The sequence below is a fragment of the Bartonella sp. MM73XJBT genome, from assembly GCF_028618465.1.
In the GTDB taxonomy this organism is placed as follows: Bacteria; Pseudomonadota; Alphaproteobacteria; order Rhizobiales; family Rhizobiaceae; genus Bartonella.
Map to the genome: position 1 here is coordinate 7,574 of NZ_JAQISY010000020.1, position 16,646 is coordinate 24,219.

Annotated in this window: 17 protein-coding genes, 1 tRNA gene, 1 other RNA gene and 2 pseudogenes; 13 read left to right on the forward strand and 8 right to left on the reverse strand. The window is 44.4% G+C overall.

All coding sequences use genetic code 11. The features are described 5' to 3' along the window. Positions 1 to 1,114, reverse strand: a pseudogene (locus PVV69_RS06935) (bifunctional DNA primase/helicase); the annotation flags it as partial. 374 nt (positions 1,115 to 1,488) lie between these two features. Here PVV69_RS06935 and PVV69_RS06940 point away from each other — a divergent pair. Next, positions 1,489 to 1,710, forward strand: coding sequence for a hypothetical protein (locus PVV69_RS06940; RefSeq protein WP_273756968.1), 222 nt, complete (start codon positions 1,489 to 1,491; stop codon positions 1,708 to 1,710). Then, complete coding sequence (locus PVV69_RS06945) at positions 1,711 to 2,148, forward strand: hypothetical protein (RefSeq protein WP_273756969.1); 438 nt, start codon at positions 1,711 to 1,713, stop codon at positions 2,146 to 2,148. A 151-nt stretch (positions 2,149 to 2,299) separates the two neighbouring features. Here PVV69_RS06945 and PVV69_RS06950 read toward each other — a convergent pair whose 3' ends face one another. After that, positions 2,300 to 3,595: a DUF1376 domain-containing protein gene (locus tag PVV69_RS06950; RefSeq protein ID WP_273756970.1), complete on the reverse strand. Its 1,296-nt coding sequence runs from the start codon at positions 3,593 to 3,595 to the stop codon at positions 2,300 to 2,302. A 475-nt stretch (positions 3,596 to 4,070) separates the two neighbouring features. Between PVV69_RS06950 and PVV69_RS06955 the strand changes: the two genes are divergently transcribed. From PVV69_RS06955 to PVV69_RS06985, 7 genes are all read left to right on the forward strand, one after another. After that, on the forward strand, positions 4,071 to 4,388 hold the full coding sequence (locus tag PVV69_RS06955) for an XRE family transcriptional regulator (protein WP_273756971.1): 318 nt from the start codon (positions 4,071 to 4,073) through the stop codon (positions 4,386 to 4,388). Between the two features lie 336 nt (positions 4,389 to 4,724). Continuing rightward, positions 4,725 to 5,114: a hypothetical protein gene (locus tag PVV69_RS06960; RefSeq protein ID WP_273721689.1), complete on the forward strand. Its 390-nt coding sequence runs from the start codon at positions 4,725 to 4,727 to the stop codon at positions 5,112 to 5,114. Positions 5,115 to 5,120: 6 nt separating this feature from the next. Then, a complete protein-coding gene (locus PVV69_RS06965; RefSeq protein ID WP_273721690.1) occupies positions 5,121 to 5,318 on the forward strand; it encodes a hypothetical protein in 198 nt (65 codons plus the stop codon). 396 nt (positions 5,319 to 5,714) lie between these two features. Beyond that, positions 5,715 to 5,870: a hypothetical protein gene (locus PVV69_RS06970; RefSeq protein WP_273756972.1), complete on the forward strand. Its 156-nt coding sequence runs from the start codon at positions 5,715 to 5,717 to the stop codon at positions 5,868 to 5,870. Positions 5,871 to 6,575: 705 nt separating this feature from the next. Further along, on the forward strand, positions 6,576 to 7,226 hold the full coding sequence (locus PVV69_RS06975) for a lambda exonuclease family protein (RefSeq protein ID WP_273721692.1): 651 nt from the start codon (positions 6,576 to 6,578) through the stop codon (positions 7,224 to 7,226). Positions 7,227 to 7,509: 283 nt separating this feature from the next. After that, positions 7,510 to 7,767: a hypothetical protein gene (locus PVV69_RS06980; protein WP_273756973.1), complete on the forward strand. Its 258-nt coding sequence runs from the start codon at positions 7,510 to 7,512 to the stop codon at positions 7,765 to 7,767. A 403-nt stretch (positions 7,768 to 8,170) separates the two neighbouring features. Further along, positions 8,171 to 8,326 (forward strand): hypothetical protein, encoded by a 156-nt coding sequence (locus PVV69_RS06985; protein ID WP_273756974.1) that lies wholly within the window; start codon positions 8,171 to 8,173, stop codon positions 8,324 to 8,326. A gap of 272 nt (positions 8,327 to 8,598) precedes the next feature. Here PVV69_RS06985 and PVV69_RS06990 read toward each other — a convergent pair. Then, a tRNA-Thr gene (locus PVV69_RS06990) sits at positions 8,599 to 8,673 on the reverse strand. 174 nt (positions 8,674 to 8,847) lie between these two features. Between PVV69_RS06990 and PVV69_RS06995 the strand changes: the two genes are divergently transcribed. The 3 genes from PVV69_RS06995 to PVV69_RS07005 all read left to right on the forward strand — a co-directional run bounded on the left by PVV69_RS06995 (position 8,848) and on the right by PVV69_RS07005 (position 11,550). Then, positions 8,848 to 8,985 carry a hypothetical protein gene (locus PVV69_RS06995; RefSeq protein ID WP_273756980.1) on the forward strand — a complete coding sequence of 46 codons (138 nt, stop codon included), beginning with the start codon at positions 8,848 to 8,850 and terminating at the stop codon, positions 8,983 to 8,985. 167 nt (positions 8,986 to 9,152) lie between these two features. Next, entirely contained in the window at positions 9,153 to 10,448 is a 1,296-nt protein-coding gene (murA, locus tag PVV69_RS07000; protein WP_273756975.1) for a UDP-N-acetylglucosamine 1-carboxyvinyltransferase, read from the forward strand. 916 nt (positions 10,449 to 11,364) lie between these two features. Beyond that, a complete protein-coding gene (locus PVV69_RS07005; protein ID WP_273756976.1) occupies positions 11,365 to 11,550 on the forward strand; it encodes a hypothetical protein in 186 nt (61 codons plus the stop codon). 272 nt (positions 11,551 to 11,822) lie between these two features. Here the strand turns inward: PVV69_RS07005 and PVV69_RS07010 are convergent, their stop codons facing one another. The 5 genes from PVV69_RS07010 to ykgO form a co-directional block, all read right to left on the reverse strand. Continuing rightward, positions 11,823 to 12,644, reverse strand: coding sequence for a TIGR00282 family metallophosphoesterase (locus PVV69_RS07010; protein ID WP_273721624.1), 822 nt, complete (start codon positions 12,642 to 12,644; stop codon positions 11,823 to 11,825). Positions 12,645 to 12,662: 18 nt separating this feature from the next. Continuing rightward, on the reverse strand, positions 12,663 to 13,271 hold the full coding sequence (locus PVV69_RS07015) for a 5-formyltetrahydrofolate cyclo-ligase (protein WP_273756978.1): 609 nt from the start codon (positions 13,269 to 13,271) through the stop codon (positions 12,663 to 12,665). A gap of 183 nt (positions 13,272 to 13,454) precedes the next feature. Beyond that, a non-coding RNA gene (gene ssrS, locus PVV69_RS07020) (6S RNA) lies at positions 13,455 to 13,614 on the reverse strand. Positions 13,615 to 13,932: 318 nt separating this feature from the next. Continuing rightward, on the reverse strand, positions 13,933 to 14,706 hold the full coding sequence (locus PVV69_RS07025; RefSeq protein ID WP_273756979.1) for a M48 family metallopeptidase: 774 nt from the start codon (positions 14,704 to 14,706) through the stop codon (positions 13,933 to 13,935). Between the two features lie 124 nt (positions 14,707 to 14,830). After that, on the reverse strand, positions 14,831 to 14,956 hold the full coding sequence (gene ykgO, locus PVV69_RS07030; protein WP_011181208.1) for a type B 50S ribosomal protein L36: 126 nt from the start codon (positions 14,954 to 14,956) through the stop codon (positions 14,831 to 14,833). A gap of 1,425 nt (positions 14,957 to 16,381) precedes the next feature. Between ykgO and PVV69_RS07035 the strand changes: the two are divergent. Then, positions 16,382 to 16,646: pseudogene (locus tag PVV69_RS07035) on the forward strand (helix-turn-helix domain-containing protein); the annotation flags it as partial.

Sequence of the window (16,646 nt, forward strand, 5' to 3'; positions counted from 1 at the left end):
TGTTTGAGGCGTGGTCTGTTGTAGCGGTGGTTTTGCTCGTGTTGGTATTGTCCTCCTGCAAGTTTGTGGAGTTGTTGAGGCTTGTTGGTGGGGCAAGGTTTTGGGTTTTACTGCTGGTGTAGCTGTGTGTTGTGGTGGAAAATGCATCGCCTGTTGGGGAGATGGTGTGGTTGTGCGCATTTGGAGTATGATCCGTGAGAAAGGTGTTCGTCGTGGTGGTGTCTTTCTGCAAGTTTGTAGGGTTAAGCTTTGCTGGTAAATGACTTTGTATGTCTGCTGGTGGGGTATGATTTTGGCTGCCTGTATGGGGCGTGTGGTTTGTGGGAACGAGGTCGCCCGTGGTGAAAGAGGCAAGGTTTTGGGGATGGTTTTGTGTATTAGGAGTGCGGTTCATTACAGAAGAGGTTGTGGCTGTGGGGGTGTTGCCCTCCTGTATGGGTGTGGCGGTGTTGGGGTTTGTTGGTGAATGCCCTGAGCTTTGCGTGTCTGCTGGTGGGGTATGATTTTGGCTGCCTGTGTGGGGTGTGTGGTTTGTGGGGTAAAGTGCTTGCCAGCCAAATAAAATAGCTTCACATTGGGCTGCTGTTGGTTTGGTTTTTGCTCCTGCTTGTGCCAGACGTTCTTTCACTAAGGCAAGGGTGCCATCAGGCTTATAAAAGGGGAAAATGATTTTTTCACCGTCTTCTCCTATGCGGTAACGCTTTAAAATCTCTAGGGGAATACCGCGTTCTTTGTTGAGGTAAGTTTTGACTAAATTTTGTGGTGTGCCGCATGGGGGGGCGGGTGGACGACGATAGGAACGGTGCGGTGCCATAAAAGGTTTGGGACGCGTAAGGTTGAGAAAGGCGCGGGCTTCTTCTAACGCTTGTGAAAGACTTAGTCCTTTGACTTCACACCAAAGATCTAACAGGTCTCCTCCTCTGCCTTCTGCAAAGTCATACCAAAGACCCGCTTTACTGCCGCTTAAGCACACCGATAAACTTTGGCCAGCCTCACCACGGGTGTTGCCTACAATCCAATCATTGCCTCGTCTGCGCCCCTTGGGGAGAAGCATTTCTACTATCGTGCCTGCTTGTGAGATAAGCTGCTGTTTTATATCAAAAATTGTGCTCATAGGGATGTCTGTGGTACTTGATAAGGTTTTAAGGGTATCATTTTCATTGTTGGGTGCTTGACCCGTGAGAAGAAAAAATGACAAGGGGTTTTTGATGTTCTTTTATCCGCTGTTCTCCATGGAGCTTCCCCATCGCCTTTAAGCGCTTCTTTGCTGCTTTTGGCATGCCAAGGATTACGAAATTTTTTCTTCTATGCGAGAGTGCTTTTTAAAAGCTCAAGGGAGATACGGCGTTTTGCTATTGGGCTTATTTTTGGTTCAAACCTTGCAAAATTGCTGCACCAATGTTTGCTTGACAATCGCTTGGAAGACATCGTCCTTTGGGTATGATCACGCAGCTTTGAACTTGTTTGCGCGTGTTGAAGGCAATGTTTGTGGAAGAGGGTATGTGGCATGGTGGAGGTGTGGTTTGTCTTCTCTTGCACACCTGTAGAATTGTTGAGATTTGTTGGGGCATGATGAGAGCTTTGCGTGTTTGTTGGTATGCCAAGGCTTTGGTTGTGCATGTCCGGATTATGGTTTGTGAGAGAGAAGGTATTGCTCATGTGGGCAGGTTCCTCCTGAAAGCTTGTAGGGTTGTTGAGGCTTTCTGGTGAATGCTTAGAGTTTTGCGTGTTTGTTGGTGGGGTATGATTTTGGCTGCCTGTGTGGGGCGTGTGGTTTGTGGGAACGATGTCGCTCGTGGTGAAAGAGGCAAGGTTTTGGGTTTGATTACCTGTGGTGGCGGTTGGAATTGTGGAAGAGGGCGCGTTGTCCGTGGTGGTGGAGGCAAGGCTGTTGGTTTGATTGTCCGTGTGGGGAAGGTGAATCATAGGAGAGTCGGTATCATGAGTGGTCGCTGGGGCGTGGTTTGTGTTTGTGCGCAAGTTTGTAGGGTGGTTGAGGTTTTCTGGGGCGTGTCTAGAGATTTGCTTGTCTGCCAGTGGGGTAAGGCTTTGGTTGTGCGTGTTCGGAGTGTGGTTTGTGGAAGAGGGGGCGTTGCTCATGTGGGCAGGTTCCTGCTGAAAGTTTGTAGGGTTAAGCTTTGCTGGTGAATGACTTTGTATGTCTGCTGGTAGCGTGGCAAAATTCTTCGTTGTATCTTGGTTGGCAAAGAAAAAAGAAAATGCACTCAATAGAGGTGGAAAACAGAGGTTATCGGGCGCCTCCGGTTTGCTCTCCTTCTTCCGAAATCAAAAAAATTGTTTAAAAATTATGCTCATGTTCGTTGGCATGGTAGTTGATAAGACTGCGGTAAAGGGCTTCATTTTCCTTATTGGGCTGTGATGGGCGGCTGTGAGAAGAAAAAATGGCAAGCCTTTCTTGATGTTCTTTTATCCGTTCAATCTCGCGGCGAAACCAGTTGCGCCATGTGGCTTGCCAATCCACTTTAAGCGCGTCTTTGCCGCTTTTGGCATGCCAATAATCGCGAAATTTCTTTTCTTGCCAGCGCGCTTGCTCTTCACTCAAACCTTCTACAATCGCCGCATCAATGTCTGCTTGCCAATCACTGGGAAGACGGTGTCCTTTGGGGAGTGCTGTGCTGCTTTTGGCTTTGCTGCGTGTATTGGAGGTGTCGGTTGTGGAAATGACTGGAGCGCAGGAGATGGGGGGTGGGGGGACGTTGCTCGTGGTGGTGTGGTCCTCCTGCATGGATGTCAGAGGACTACGGTTTTTTGAGGAGGACCGCCTAGAGCTTTGTGTGTCTTCTGGTGGGGTAAGGATTTGGCTGCTTGTATCGAGAATGGTCGTTTTGGGGGAGAATGCGGCGCTTGTTGTGGAGCTAGTGTGGTTTATGAGAGAGGTGGTGGGGTTCTTCTGTAAGGATGAGGTGTCGCAGCTTGTTGGTGAATGGGGAGTGCTTTGCATGTCTGCCGGTAGTGTGGCAAAATTCTCCGTTGCATCTTGCTGCTTGAGGGGGAGAGAAGTTTCGCTCGATATTGGAAAGGAATTAACCCTGCTACATGCTTTCTCCTCTGCTCTCTCCTCTTTTGCTGTGATCAACAAAAATTTCTTTTCTGAAACACCGTAAGGTGTTTCCTTTTCTTCTCTGTTCTGAGCTTTTGAATTTTGTTCATCATCTCTTGCACAACCTTTCCGCAGATGTGCAAACTCAGCATTGATTTGCTTGCGTTTTTTTGCCGAACAGTGCCCCGCAAAGGATTTTTGCTCAAGCAATTTTTCGCGCTCTTGAAAAACAGTCTCACAACGCTTGTTCCATAAACCATTCGCTAAGTTTAAAATCTTTCCCTCTTCTATGAGCATTTCTAAAACATTCATAAAAGTTCGCTTGTCACAGCCACAAAGACGCGCTAAACGTTCTACCGATAACTCTAGAGGGCGACCGCGGGCATACATTTCGTTAAGAAGAATTGTATAAATTCCAATTTCGTGGGCTCGCATGCCACGTACCCCCCCTAGAAAATCATTCTGATACCAACAAACATAAGGAAGTCTAGACGATTCATAATGAGGAGTTTCTTGGTGATGGGCATGTTTCATGCTTCAATCTCCTTGCTTCTTTTTTCATGTTTCTATTCTTAAATCAAACTGGAAATAGTGTGTTTATGCATCTATGGGATTTTTATCTGTTCGTTGGCATCCGATTAAAATGTTTATGTTTGAGTCGAAGGAGTACAGTTTTATTGCGGTTTGTCTCGTTTAATGACGCTGCTTTAGGAGTTCCTTGATGAAGTCTAAAAAAAAGGGTCCGTGCGCCAAATCTCTTGCAACTTGACTGTTTGAGATTGCGTAGAGAGCAAACGATAAATAAGACAATATATTCTCAATAAATGGGCTTGCGGGGGCGCCTTTTTCCATCCTGTGGGGTGATAAAGTGCTCTTTCGACCCGAAAATGAATTTTATCTCCCCTAAAATAAAATTTTTTCCTTAATTTTATCCTTTTTGGAGGATAATGCAAGCTCGTTTTACAAAAAGGACGTGTTTTTTAAAAAGAACGCGCTATATGGTGAGACTATGAATATCAATGGTTGGCGGCAGAGATTAAGTGCTGTACTTGAAAAAAGTGGACGCTCAAAAAGATCAATTTCCCTCGCAGCCGGTAAAGGGGCTGGATATCTCCATTCAATCCTTACTGAGGGAAAAGAACCAACAATCGAATCTCTCTCGCGAATTTGTCACGAAATTAATATCAGTATGAATTATATCCTCTATGGTCAGGGCGCAAGTTCTGAAGATAAAGAATTTATCGAGCTTATTTCAAAGCTTTCTTCCGAGGAGAGACAGGCAATTTTGACTCTTTTGCGTCGACCAAATGCCGGAGCATCAAAATAAGCTCTTTCCGTGTCTTTGAATCAAGACTGTGCCAGTATTGGATCAATTCTAAATCACTCATTTTTAGCTCTCCTGTCTGCTGATGTTGGGATTGGGTAAGAACAAATAGAGAACAATACAAGGATAACAGCAGGTACAACAGCTGGGACATCGGCTGGGAAAGAGTGAATAAGTGGTGTTTGCGTATGTCCTTTGAACCTCGTAAAGATGAAAATATATCTTTTATTAAGGATAAAATAGTTTGACATATCCCCCATAGAGGATATAAGAGTAACGCTATATTCAGCCTTGTCAAGACAAAGCTGGTCTTTATCAACTATCGAAAGGGGGGAAATTATGAAAAATGTGCCATTCGTTAAAGAGGATGAAATACTCATTATTCTCTGTGAAGATGAAAAGGGGGATACCTATGAAGGGCCATTCGAGCAAATCGAAGAAGTGCTCGAAATTCTGGAAGAATATGAAACTGTTCATAGAGTCTTGCGTCTCGATCTTACCAGACTTCAGGCCGAGGATATCAGTGAACAACTTGCCGATATCTATATTATAAATCATGAAATTGATGAACAAAATAGTCAAATTCAGCCTTTTATTCTTAATAGTGAGGCCTATCATACTTGTCTCAATGAAAATGTTGCGCGTGATTATGAAGATAATCTCTATGGTTCTTATGAAAAACAGCATCGCTTGCGTCCTTGTGATGTTTTGAACGATTACTGGTGGTAAGAAACCATGGCAAGTTATCTTAAAACTTTTTATCGGGGCTTTCCACTTTACTACGCTGGAAATACCCAAAATATCATCAGGCTTGAACCACAAAAACATAACGCTGTCCTTTTTATATCACGAAAGGCTGCTGCGTGTGTGGCAAAAAATTTGGCGGAAAAATATTGCCGAGATGATTTTTGCATCGTGCAACAGCATGATTGAGAGAGGTCGCCAATAAAGAGAAAGGACACAGCCTTTAAGCGTTTTTTCGATGGGAACATTCGTTTGAAACGTCAAAATGCTGCAGGGCTGTGTCGTGGCTATGGGTTTGGTGTTTTATGGCTAAGCAGTAGGTGGTTTAAGGAGAGCTCAGCCTCTTGCGAGAAAGCTATCAGGGAGATTTTTCTATAGGTATTTTGGTGTGAGCGCTTTGGGGGATGCTGAGGAAAGAGATGTTTTTTATGGGGAGAGGAGGTTCCCTTGTGAACCATGGGGAGAAGGTCCAGTGAGTGTATAGGCGCTGAGGACTGCAAGGGTTGAGGGCTGGTGGGAGGAATGTAGAGGTGTTGGAGCACCAATATTTTAAGTCTGTGCAAGTTTTTGCTGTGGGTGGTGAATGTGCACGCGGCATTAGTTTTGTGTTGTGTGGTTGTTGGTGACAAGCAGGCTTGGTGTGATGTTTTGTGGGGGAGAATACATGAGGGACATGGAGGGTGTGGTGGAGCATGGTGCGTGGAGGGTGTGGTGTTTGCAAATGTGAGGAGGGGGACATGAAAAGCTGTGGGGGGTAAATGTGCTGATGGAGGCATTTCCCCAGTGTTTAGGGGGGAATGCTTACAGGGGAGTTTCATTGCGGGATGCGGGAGGATTTTATTGAGGGGGGAGCAATAAAAAACGCTAGTTAGTTTTTATGGGGGTGGTGGATGCGTGAACAGCATCAGTTTTGTGTTGTGTGGTTGTTGGTGATCAGGGAGGTTTGGTGTTTTATGGCTAAGCAGTAGGTGGTTTAAGGAGAGCTCAGCCTCTTGCGAGAAAGCTATCAGGGAGATTTTTCTATAGGTATTTTGGTGTGAGCGCTTTGGGGGATGCTGAGGAAAGAGATGTTTTTTATGGGGAGAGGAGGTTCCCTTGTGAACCATGGGGAGAAGGTCCAGTGAGTGTATAGGCGCTGAGGACTGCAAGGGTTGAGGGCTGGTGGGAGGAATGTAGAGGTGTTGGAGCACCAATATTTTAAGTCTGTGCAAGTTTTTGCTGTGGGTGGTGAATGTGCACGCGGCATTAGTTTTGTGTTGTGTGGTTGTTGGTGACCAGGGAGGCTTGCTGTGATGTTTTGTGGGGGAGAATATGTGCGACATGGAGGGTGTGGTGGAGCATGGTGCGTGGAGGGTGTGGTGTTTGCAAATGTGAGGGGGCTTTATCAAAAAATTGCTCAAAGACAATGTTTGTAAAAAAAGGGACTTAGAAAAGGGGGAGAATACTATGCCAATTCTTATTGATTGTATTCAGGGAACAGAACAATGGCAGCAGGCACGCAATGGGTTGATCACAGCTTCTTTGTTTGAAATGGTGATGGCACAAAAAAAACAGGGGCAAAAAACTTCACGTTATCACTCCGTTATGATGAAACTTGCGGGAGAAAGAATTACTGGAAAAACCGTTGAGGAGGGAACTACGCTCTCTATGCGACGCGGAACAGAATTAGAACCAAATGCTCGAAAACTTTATGCAACACTCACCCATACAGAGCCTGAATGTGTGGGATTTGTTCTCGCCGATGATCGTATGAAAGGCTTTTCTCCCGATGCATTTGTGGGAAAAAATGGATTGTTGGAAATTAAAACAAAAAAACCTGAAATCCTTATTCCTCATTACACTCAAAGGGGTTTTCCAGAAGAACATAAAGCACAGTGTCAGGGAGGATTATGGATTGCGCAACGGGAATGGGTGGATTTGATGCTCTATTGGCCGGATATGCCGCCTCTCATTAAGCGTGCTTATCGTGATGAAGTGTATATTCGCAAGCTGGAAAGTGAAATTCGCCGTTTTAATGAAGCTTTGGAGATGATGGTCCAGCACATTAAATCTGTCGCAACAAGGGGTATTAGAATGGAAAATATTCTCACTGCATAACTGTAAGGTGGAATGGGAGCTGCCGAAGGGGCGTAAAGGAAAAGCTGGGCTGTGCGCGCATAGGTGTAAAATGTGCAAAGGGAACTGGAGTTCCTTTGGGCTATGCTGAGGAAAGAGATGTTTTTTATGGGGAGAGGAGGTTCCCTTGTGAACCATGGGGAGAAGGTCCAGTGAGTGTATAGGCGCTGAGGACTGCAAGGGTTGAGGGCTGGAGGGAGAAATGTAGAGGTGTTGGGGCGCCAATATTTTAAGTCTGTGTAAGTTTTTGCTGTGGGTGGTGAATGTGCGCGCGGCATTAGTTTTGTGTTGTGTGGTTGTTGGTGACAAGCAGGCTTGGTGTGATGTTTTGTGGGGGAGAATATGTGGGACATGGAGGGTGTGGTGGAGCATGGTGCGTGGAGGGTGTGGTGTTTGCAAATGTGAGGATGGGGGACATGAAAAGCTGTGGGGGGTAAATGTGCTGATGGAGGCATTTCCCCAGTGTTTAGGGGGGAATGCTTACAGGGGAGTTTCATTGCGGGATGCGGGAGGATTTTATTGAGGGGGGAGCAATAAAAAACGCTAGTTAGTTTTTATGGGGGTGGTGGATGCGTGAACAGCATCAGTTTTGTGTTGTGTGGTTGTTGGTGATCAGGGAGGTTTGGTGTTTTATGGCTAAGCAGTAGGTGGTTTAAGGAGAGCTCAGCCTCTTGCGAGAAAGCTATCAGGGAGATTTTTCTATAGGTATTTTGGTGTGAGCGCTTTGGGGGATGCTGAGGAAAGAGATGTTTTTTATGGGGAGAGGAGGTTCCCTTGTGAACCATGGGGAGAAGGTCCAGTGAGTGTATAGGCGCTGAGGACTGCAAGGGTTGAGGGTTGGTGGGAGGAATGTAGAGGTGTTGGAGCACCAATATTTTAAGTCTGTAAACAATATCGTTTGTAAGTTTTTGCTGTGGGTGGTGAATGTGCGCGCGGCATTAGTTTTGTGCTGTGTGGTTGTTGGTGACAAGCAGGCTTGGTGTGATGTTTTGTGGGGGAGAATGGGTGTATGGGAGAAGGGAATGAGAAATGTGGGATGGGGATTTACCAATATGAGCAAGGCTTGGGGAGGAGTATTTTGATGGAAAAGTTTTGCGAGCTATTGAGGGGAGAATGTCTGCTTGAGGGAGCCCTATGGAGGATATGCTTGGTTGGGGAGATGTTTGGGGAAGTCTCGCTGTGGTGAATGAGCCGTGGGCAAGAAGAAGAGCGGTTTAGCTTTGGCAATATGAAAAATTGCCTTAACAATAGAATCACCAGGTGTGGTAAGACTGCTAGAGTTCAAAAACTGCGCTGTTTATAACAGCGCTTTTTGGGGGTAGAGAGAAGAATATTGTGCATAATACTGTTTGTATGGTGCTGCGAGAGAGGATTGAACTCTCGACCTCTCCCTTACCAAGGGAGTGCTCTACCACTGAGCTACCGCAGCCCTTTGCAATCTTCGCGCTGTCTTGTGCCATATTGTCATAAAATAGGCAAGAGAACATTTGTATATTCTTGAAAGAAAACATTTCTTGTGTCATGACATATATTTCCTATACAAAAGTTATGAGTTACTTGGAGAGAAGCTCAACACTGTTTAAAAGGTTGTGCAATGGTACAAATGCATCAAAAACAACAAGAAATTAATCATAAAGATGAAAAAGAAAAAAAACGCCAAGAAAGATTAGCTCAACAATTGCGCCAAAACCTAAAACGCCGAAAAGAGCAAAGTCGAAAAAGAGCACAAACAGAGATATAAAAAATGCCTCTTGACGCGCCTTTGCAACCAAACCTCTCAATGTTTCGTTCTAATATTTGAGATGTCTGATAAGATCATCGGTTTCATTGTGAAATCACAATAAAATAACTTCTCAAGGGGGTAAAACCTTTGGAAGGGGAAACACAAAGGGAAAAAGGGAAAAAACTATGGACGCTATTCAAATTGTTGGCGGAAAAAAACTTAAAGGGACTATTCCTATCTCAGGGGCAAAAAATGCTGCATTGCCTTTGATGATTGCCTCTCTGCTTACTGAACAAACCCTCACTCTAGAGAATATTCCCCATCTGGCTGATGTCGAATTGCTTATTCGTATTCTGAATAATCATGGTGTTGGCTATGCTGTCGATGGACAAGATGCCAAAAGGGATTGTATCGATTCAAGAACGATCCATTTTACCGCTCAAAAAATAGCAACAACACGGGCTCCATACGAATTGGTGAAAAAAATGCGCGCAAGCTTTTGGGTGATCGGCCCTCTGCTGGCGCGATGCAAAGAAGCTTGTGTCTCTCTGCCTGGTGGATGTGCTATTGGGACAAGACCCGTCGATTTTATTCTCGAGGGACTCAAAACTTTAGGAGCCCATATTGCTATCGAAAATGGTTATGTCCATGCTAAAGCGCCAAGGAGATTACAAGGGGCTCACTACTGTTTTCCTAAGGTCACTGTCGGGGGAACGCATGTGATGCTTATGGCTGCAACAATGGCAAAGGGAAAAACAACCCTCGAGAATGCTGCTTGTGAACCAGAAGTCGCAAATCTTATTCGTACCCTCAACGCAATGGGTGCAAAAATACTCGGTGAGGGAACCCCAACACTCACTATCGAGGGTGTTAAAAAACTACACGGTGCAAGAGTACGTGTCATTGCTGATCGAATCGAAGCCGGAACATACGCTATGGCTGTGGCTATGACAGGGGGCGATGTGTTTCTTAAAAATGCCAACCCTAATCATCTCACCCACGTGCTGGGTGTTCTCCAAAAAACTGGACTCGATATTCAAATAGAACCACAAGGAATTCACGTGAAACGAGACCCACGGCACACAAAAATAACCCCCGTTGATATCAAAACTGGTCCTTATCCTGCTTTTCCAACCGATCTCCAAGCTCAGTTCATGGCTCTCATGACAAGAGCTCAGGGAATGGCCCATATTACCGAAACAATTTTCGAAAATCGTTTTATGCATGTTCAGGAACTCAACCGTTTGGGCGCTCAGATAAAACTCAATGGGCAGATTGCAACCGTTTATGGAACAGAAAACCTGCAAGGCGCACCTGTTATGGCTACCGATTTGCGCGCTTCTGTTTCTCTTGTTATTGCTGCTTTGGCAGCAAAGGGAGAAACAATTGTCAACCGTGTCTACCATCTTGATCGCGGATTTGAGAGACTGGAAGAAAAATTAGCCCAATGTGGTGCTACCATTCAACGCATCACAGTTTAATACCCTGTAGGGGGGAGTCACGCTTTTGAATTGTTCTGTGCTCTTATAGAAGTGTCTCCTCTTTAAAGGGGATTTTGGGAGCGCTTTTTTGCAGCTCTTTAGAGATGGCAGGAATCATTTCGATGGTGGCTCATTTGGGGACGAAGTTTCTTGAGATGGAGTTGCTTGGGGAGCACAATAGACTGATGGGGCATTTTCCGGCATTTATTCCTTTCTGCCTTCTTTCGGGTTGGCTTTAAAGAATATCCGCTGATTAGTTTTTCCTAGCAGCTCTTTGGGCAACTTCTTTGAGAGTGTTGGAGGACATGGGGATTTTGATGTTTTCCTCTTAGAGGCTCTTTTGGGAAGGTTCTTGGTGGGTATTTGGAGAAGGTTTTGGAGGCGACTCTTGGAGATGAAGCTGTTTTGGGACCAAAGTGCCTGGGAGTGGAGGTGCTTGGGGACGAAGTTTCTTGAGATGGAGTTGCTTGGGGAGCACAATAGACTGATGGGGCATTTTCCGGCATTTATTCCTTTCTGCCTTCTTTCGGGTTGGCTTTAAAGAATATCCGCTGATTAGTTTTTCCTAGCAGCTCTTTGGGCAACTTCTTTGAGAGTGTTGGAGGACATGGGGATTTTGATGTTTTCCTCTTAGAGGCTCTTTTGGGAAGGTTCTTGGTGGGTATTTGGAGAAGGTTTTGGAGGCGACTCTTGGAGATGAAGCTGTTTTGGGACCAAAGTGCCTGGGAGTGGAGGTGCTTGGGGACGAAGTTTCTTGAGATGGAGTTGCTTGGGGAGCACAATAGACTGATGGGGCATTTTCCGGCATTTATTCCTTTCTGCCTTCTTTTGGGTTGGCTTTAAAGAATATCCGCTGATTAGTTTTGCCTAGCAGCTTTCTCTAAGGTATTGGGGGGGGGAGCTGTGGAGATTTTGAGTGGCTCTCTCTTGGAGAGGGGGGCTTTTTTGTGAGTCTTTGCGGGTGGCGCCTGAGGAAGCATTTCGATGGTGGTTTGTTTTAGGAGTGGGGTTTTTGGGAGTGGAGTTGCTTGGGGAGCACAATAGACTGATGGGGCATTTTCCGGCATTTATTCCTTTCTGCCTTCTTTCGGGTTGGCTTTAAAGAATATCCGCTGATTAGTTTTTCCTAGCAGCTCTTTGGGCAACTTCTTTGAGAGTGTTGGAGGACATGGGGATTTTGATGTTTTCCTCTTAGAGGCTCTTTTGGGAAGGTTCTTAGTGGGTATTTGGAGAAGGTTTTGGAGGCGACTCTTGGAGATGAAGCTGTTTTGGGACCAAAGTGCTTGGGAGTGGAGGTGCTTGGGGGAGTGAGGTTTCTAGAGGGCTGAAAGCAAAGAAGCGTAAGAGCACATTGTGCAAAATCAGCAAACAGTATTACCAAAAAACTGGAATCTCAGGTTTTAAAAGAGGACCAATCCGTACTGCCGAAACCTTTTCTGCTAAACCTGTGTGGTCTGAAAGTTCAACTGCTAAACCGCAAAGAGTGGCAGGACCACGCGCTGGTTCAAAACGATCTTGCTTTTGCTTATAAAGAAAGCGGTGTAAAGGCTCTTCCTTCTCCATTCCTATCGAGGAATTATAATCTCCGCACATTCCAGCATCCGATAAATAAGCACTGCCGCCTTCTAATATCTGAGCGTCAGCCGTGGGAACATGGGTATGCGTTCCTACAATAACGCTTACACGACCATCAAGAAAATGCCCAAAACATTGTTTTTCACTGGTGGTTTCGGCGTGAAAGTCAAAAATAATCGCATCTGCTTGGTCCATCAAAGAGCAAGCAAACAAAATCTTTTCAGCTGTTTCAAAGGGATCATGTACCTTGCATGGCATAAAAATACTGCCCAAAAGATTGGCAACAAGTACACGCGCTCCATTCTTGGCGGTAAAAATACCAGCGCCTCTTCCAGGAGTTTCCTCTATAAAATTAGCAGGACGCAAAAAACGATCGCTCTCATGTGCATAATGTAATGTTTCGTGGCATGAAAAAGCATGGTTGCCTGTGGTCACAACGTCAACTCCCGCCATGAGAAGGTCTTGATAAGTCTCTTGCCTAATACCAAAACCATCAGAGGCATTTTCACCATTCACCACAACAAAATCAAGCTGCCACTTCTCAATCAGTTGTGGAAGCTTTTCAAAAACAGCCTGACAGCCCGTTTTTCCGACAATGTCACCCAAAAATAAAAAACGCATAGGCGTTTTAATCACATTTTAGCCTTTTAATAAACCTTTTTCTGTAAAAATTCCCTCTACAACAAGGTCATGCTCTTCTGAGGGAATGGATTCAACTTCTTGACATGAAAAACCTAAACCTAACAGCCTAACTTGATGCCCTTGTTTTTTCAAGACTTCAACGGCACGATCATAATAGCCCCCTCCATAGCCAAGACGGTGACAGTGATTGTCAAACGCAGAAAGGGGAACAAGAATAAGGTTTGGAACAATAACAGCATTTTCTCTTCCTGGACCCAAGGTGCCAAAGCGCATCGGCTCTAATATGGTATTTTGGGAATAAGCACGAAATTCCATCGTGGTGGAATCAAGCACTGCTGGTAATGATAAATAGCCACCACGTAATGTTATCGCATGAAGTAAAGGACGAGGATCAATTTCCGATTTGATTGGCCAATAGCCTGCCAAAATCAGGCGTGAAAAATCTTGCCCCTGTTCTTCAAGATGGCGAAGCACATGGGTGCAGGCTTGCTGCGAAAAAGCCGCGCGCGCTGGTGCAGAAAGAGCAGCGCGCTTCGATAAACCAATTTTGCGTAGCTGTGTACGAATGAATGCTGAAGATTGTGAGGGATTGATGCTTTGTGTCATTCTTGTGTCAATCATTCTATAGAGGGCGTTATATCTAGGGCAAAGGCAACAAAATAAAGTTCTCTTATCCCCCAAATGCCCCATGAGATTTTTAAAACATACCATAAAAACTTGCTTCTTGGGAAAAAGAGCAAGAACAATTCATTTTATGGATGCAAAAAGGTTATTTCATGGATGTAAAAAAGGTGATCCACAACAGCCGATGGAAAAAGTTGACCCCGGGAACCTAAAAAATAGGTGGGCGCCATATGAAAAAGCCCACGGGCTTTATCAGGGACAGCTCCCTTGGAGATCACTAAGGTCTCAGGAATACGTTATTTCCTGTCGAGAAGTGCAGAACACCCCCTTTACTATAAAACAGTTTGAGATCTTCTGCTAGATATAAAATGATTTCTATGCAATCTCTTTGGAAAGGGATGCGTTGGGTGTGAGGGACGTGGTGGATGCGCAGAATGTGTTGAGTGTGGTGAATGTTGGGGGGTGGATGCTTTGTCGTTTGCATGATGCCTGCCAAGTTTAGGCAATGAACTGTCAATGGTGCACTTTAAGGTCTGCAATATGTTGGAGGTCAAACAGGGAGTGTGCAGTGATGCGGTGGGAGAAAGCCTATCGCTTGGAAGCCCCAATAGAAGAGCCCCACTTTCATGAATGGGGAGACGTTTTAAAGGGGTTGTGGTGTTTGTTCGTCTAAAAGCGTTTCAATGCGTTCTTGAAGTCTTTGCATTTGTGGATAGTATTCGAGCGCTTTTTCGTAGGCTTTTATGGCAAGTTTGGGACGTTCTGTCGCTTCCATGGTAACTCCAAGTTCAAAAAATGCCATGTAATTGCGCGGTTCAAGGTCTAGTGCATGGTGCAGGTCAAGCATGGCTAGTTTGAAATCGCTTAGTTGAATATGAATCCATGCACGTCTTATCCAAGCTTCGGCATAGTTCGGTAAAAGCGCAAGCGCATTATCAATGTAATCAAGAGCAAGACCGTAATCGTCGGCATTGATAGCATTTTCAGCCCATGACATTAAAAGATCAATCGTCTCGCTTCCTGATTGAGACCATAAATGTTGAAGTTGCCTACTGAGCTTTTTCGCCTCACTCACATTTGCACAAAACTTCAACTCTTTGAGAAGACGTAAAACTTCCGCTTCTTTACGCTGTTTTTCTCTCTCTGCGCTAGAGGGGAGATTTGTGTCAAATTCTTCAAGAAGAGTGGCTGACGAATCAGAATCAGGGGCTGTTGGTGTTGAAGGAGGAGAACCCGGTATGAGATCTTCCAGTGGTAAAAGCATTTGTGGAGAGCGCCCTTCTTCAGGAAGAGAAGGAGGATTTTGTCCATAGCTAACGGAAAGAAAACAAAAGTTGACGATAAAAATGAAAAAAAAACGTTGGGAAATACAAAAAAAACGCAAACCTAGAGCTTTTAAAAAGATCCAAAAAATCATCAAAACAAGCCCCCAAACGATACATTACCAAATAATGAATCTATAACATCAAACAACGGACTTGTAAGCCAAATTTTCAAGAGGAAAAAAGGTTTTATGCCCACAAAAAGCAGGCATAAAACCATTAACCTTGACGTGCTCTAAAACGTGGGTTCGTTTTATTGAGGATATAAACACGACCTTTGCGACGCACCAAACGATTGTTACGGTGGCGCTCCCTTAATGCTTTAAGTGAATTTTTAATTTTCATCATACTCACCGTTTATAGTTATTTATGCAAAGCAATGTCACAATTCCAATATTACAACATCAATACTACAGTATACTACCCTATACTCCAATACTGAGGACTAACCAACATCCACCATATTGTGATTGTGCCATTGCATCACATGACACACTTTTTCACTATGATCACAAAAGAAAAACGCACCTTTAAAATAAAGGTACGCATTAACACATTTCATTCACACAACGAATAAGTGAAATTGCAAGAAATATGCAGCGCTTCTAACAAAAAATCTTTTTCTTGTCAAGGCGGGGGCATTTTTTATGCTCTGAAAGAGAAGAGCAAAACAGTGAGAAAAGTTTTAAAGCTTCTGATGTTTATTGCTATGAGGCGAGCATGCGAATGTTTTGGGGTGCCTTTTGTTAAGATTTTGTGGCTGGTCTGGTTCATTGAATAATGTGTCCCATTTTGCGTGATGGTTGAACAGAGCTTTTACCATGCTTGAGGTTTAACGAGGGTGTTGTTGTGGCTTTTATTCCAAACTGTTGGGAAAATTTTGGAAGCTGGGGGAGTGCTTGGATGTATGTTGGGGTATGGGAAAGAGCGGTTAATTCACTCTTTATTGCAGAGCGTTGGCGCAGATGTGTGGCTCAAGCACAGAGCGACTATGCCGCTAGCAGATGCGTTTTGAGGAGCTTTGCGAATGAAAACTGTAAAATATTGCTCAAAGCTTAAAGTTTTTCATCAGACGGCGCTCATTTATCAGTTGGTGTTCGAATTGTTTATCGATATCCGATTGAATGAAAGGTTTAAAAGCTTTTCTCCCTCTTAAAATTTTTTGGGACAGCTCATAAAATCATTTTTATTGCCAATCTTCTGAAATTATTCTATTGATTGGTCTGTGTTTTGATCGTTTACGCAGCGGTCAAGAGGGGAGTTGAAAACCCAAGCACTCGATACATAAGATTAACCCACTTTGTGGGTATCCCGGGGTTCCGGGAGTTTTTGCAATGTCCAGGTGCTTTCCAGCACTAAAAGCAAAAAAACTGACTGAACTCAGTATTTTGACTCCCGGAATACCAATGCGAGGGCGCTCGCAACCGGTGGAAGGAATGAACAAATTAAAAACGTGTGTTTTGAGCTATCTGTCCAATGGTCATTTTTCATCTTATAAATCGATTTTGATACATCCTTAAGATCATAACGTAAAAACTTGATTTATGAGATATGTTTTTTAACTCTTTGAAGAGTTTCAGAGCATGATTTTTAATATAAAAAAAATCTTTTCATCTTTATTGCCAATTTCTTGAAATTACTTTACTAATGAGATGATTTTGGTCGTATACGCGACGATCAATAGGGAAAACAAGCCCTAAGTTCAGTATATAAAAATTGATACCACTTTGCTGGTATCTCCCGGATTCCGGGAGCTTTTGCTATGTCCAGGTGCTTTCCAGCACTAAAAGCAAAAGGCTGACTGAACTCAGTACTTGTTACTCCCGGAATACCAATGCGAGGGCGCTCGCAACCGGTGGAGGGGAAAGCTAAGTGAAAAATCCACATATTAATGATATTTCTGTAGGTAAAAAAATCCGTTGCAGAAGAAGGATGATGGGGCTTTCGCAAAAAGCATTGGGGTGCCATTTGGGAGTCAGTTTCCAACAAATCCAAAAGTACGAAAAAGGGGTTAATCGTGTGGGGGCTGGACGTT